The sequence below is a fragment of the uncultured Campylobacter sp. genome, from assembly GCF_937997465.1.
In the GTDB taxonomy this organism is placed as follows: domain Bacteria; phylum Campylobacterota; class Campylobacteria; order Campylobacterales; family Campylobacteraceae; genus Campylobacter_A.
Genome location: NZ_CALKTQ010000165.1, coordinates 1 through 2,765, shown reverse-complemented (window position 1 = coordinate 2,765; position 2,765 = coordinate 1). Strand labels below are relative to the sequence as shown.

2 protein-coding genes and 1 pseudogene are annotated in these 2,765 nt (G+C 39.7%); all 3 read right to left on the bottom strand.

From position 1 onward, the window contains the following. Positions 1-486, bottom strand: a complete 486-nt coding sequence (locus Q0546_RS05270) for a hypothetical protein (RefSeq protein WP_298791179.1) — start codon at positions 484-486, stop codon at positions 1-3. 4 nt (positions 487-490) lie between these two features. Continuing rightward, a complete protein-coding gene (locus Q0546_RS05265; protein WP_298791177.1) occupies positions 491-2,161 on the bottom strand; it encodes a 30S ribosomal protein S1 in 1,671 nt (556 codons plus the stop codon). Between the two features lie 135 nt (positions 2,162-2,296). Further along, positions 2,297-2,765: pseudogene (locus Q0546_RS05260) on the bottom strand (4-hydroxy-3-methylbut-2-enyl diphosphate reductase); the annotation flags it as partial.

The following is a 2,765-nucleotide window of genomic DNA, read 5'->3' as shown; positions in this document are numbered from 1 at the left end:
TCACAGCTTAATCTCCTTGAAAGTTGAGCGTATATCGTACGCCTTAAGTTCGTTTATAACGCGGTCTAAAACGCCGTTATCTTGCGTGTTTATGTAAATTAAATTTTGTGAATTTTCTTTTACTACGCTAAAATCTACGGGTATGTTTTTTAATGTTTGAGTAAGGCAAAACATCGAATAGATATCGTTTTTATCAATCACTAACTGATAGGCCGTTTTTGTGACGGTTTTTGACTCGTCTTTAAATTCTATAAATATCTCGTTGCTTGCCAGCGCATATTTTTTTGGAGTCAAATTTGCCATTTCGCCAACCCAGGATGCAGGACTGGCAGTCAAATTTGACTCCTCGTTACTTTGTGATACTTTTAGCCCCGCAGGCGCAGGCTCTTTTAAATTTACGTCCGCGTACTTATACAGCAAAGCGCCACATACGCAGACGAAAATCAGCAAAAAAGCAATCGCGCCCCAGAACAAATATCGCTTCATCTACTTATGATAGCTGTTCTTTAATAATATCGCCCAAAGTAACCTTATCGTCGCTATTTATCTCGTTTAGCACCTCGCGCTCTTTTTGTCTTGCAAGGCGCCTTACGCTTAGGCGGATTCTATTTTTCTTCTCATCGATAAAGGCTATCGCAGCTTCGATATTATCGTTTATGTTTAAGCTTTCAGCGCTTACGCTACCTAGGTCTTCTTTGCGGATGAGCGCATCGACATTATCGCCGAGCTCTACAAATACGCCGAAATCTTTAATATCGCGAATTTTACCAGTCACGATGTCGCCTACGTTAAATTTCTTTGCATAAGCTTGTACAGGGCTTTGTTTTAGATCCTTTTGACTAAGAGAAATTTTTTGCTCGTTAGAGTCGATTTTGATGATTTTTACCTCAACCTCGTCGCCCACTTTAAACAAATCTTTGCACTTATCGTTTCTATCCCATGAAGCGTCCTCATTATGGAGCAAGCCCTCAACTGCGCCAATCCTAACAAATGCTCCAAAATTCGTCACGCTAGTAACTACGCCTTTAGTGACGTCCCCTTCTTTAAATTGAGCTTTAAATTCGTCAAACGGTTTTTTAAGTAGGTTTTTTAGACTCACTCTTAGGCGGCGATCTTTTGCGTCTATTTCGATAACTTCGACGTCAAGCTCCTCGCCTTCACTAATGTGATCTTTTGGATTTTTGATATTTTTATCCCATGAAATTTCAGAAATGTGCAAAAAGCCCTCTATGTCGTTGCCAAGATCGACGAACGCGCCGTAAGGCTCAATGTTGCTGACTGTTACTTTTATAGTATCGCCCACATCTAGTCCGTCTTTTATCTCTTCCCAAGGATCCGGAGTTGCAGCCTTGATAGATAGAGAGAGGTGTTTTTTCTCGTTGTCGTATTTGATAACTTTTACTAAAACTTTATCACCTTCTTTGTAGATAGAGCCCGGATTTACCGGTCCTTTATAGCTTATCTCGCTGTAGTGCACGAGTCCATCCACTCCACCTACGTCTACAAACATACCGTAAGTAGTGATTTTCTTAACCACACCCTCTATCACGTCCGTATTTTCAGCGACTGCAGATATCGCTTCTCTTTTTTTCTTTCTATCTTCGTCAAGCAGTTTTTTTCTTGACACGATAATGCTTTGCTCGTCTTTGTCTATTTTTATGACTTTTACTTTAAACGACTTTCCTACTACCGCGTTTGCGTCTTTAAAGCCACCTTGCGAGCGAGGCAAGAAAAACTCGATACCGTCGCTGTTTTGAGCAACAAAACCGCCTTTATTTTTACCGATTATTTTTACGTCAAATACGTCTTGATTTTCTTCGTTATATGAGTCTATATAGACCTTTACTTTTTCTTTTCTAAGCGCTTTTTTGTGAGAAACGATAGGTTTACCGCCTCTTGAGCCGGTTATTACGACCTTTATAGTATCGCCTGTTTTAAATTTAAGCTCTCCGTTCTCATCTTGGATCTCGGAAATATTTAAAATTCCCTCTGATTTTTTACCGACGTTTACAAAAACCTCGTCGCCTTTAATATCGACGATTATTCCGTCACTATCCTCTTCAGTCTTTTTAAAAGACTCCTCTAACATCGCGGCAAAATCGTCGTCTTCGATACCGTCGTTTGCCTTACTAAGCTGAACTTTTTTGTTCACCGCAGCCATCTTGTTCCTTTTGTATATATTTTGCTTTTAACACAATTAGACTCAATTTTACTTAATATTAACTTATTTGTAGATTAACTTGCGAAATTTCAGGGCTAAATTTGAAATTTTGTTTAAAAAGGTAATGAGTATTTATTAAATTTGAAAGCTCTCCAGCTTATCAATCACTTTTTGGATAATCCAATCAGGCGTAGAGGCTCCAGCGCTCACTCCACAAAGATTTTTCCCCTCAAACCATGTACGCTCGAGTTCTAACTCATTTTCCACGAGATAGCTATCCTCGCAGGCGGTTTTTGAGATGAGATAGAGCTGCTTTGTATTTGAGCTATTTTTGCCGCCGACTACAACCATAACGTCGGCTCTAACGGCTAAGTTTTTAACAGCTTCTTGGTTTTCAAAAGTAGCGTTGCAAATCGTGTTAAAAACGCGTACCTCTTTTACACGTAGCATCAAATAATTTACGATTTGCATAAATTTTTCTTCTTTGCGCGCCGTTTGGCTGATGACGGCTACTTTTTGAGCCAGTTTTACGCTCTCTAGCTCACTCTCTTCTAGCACGACGAAAACCTTACCGACGGCGTATGATTTTACACCTTTTATCTCG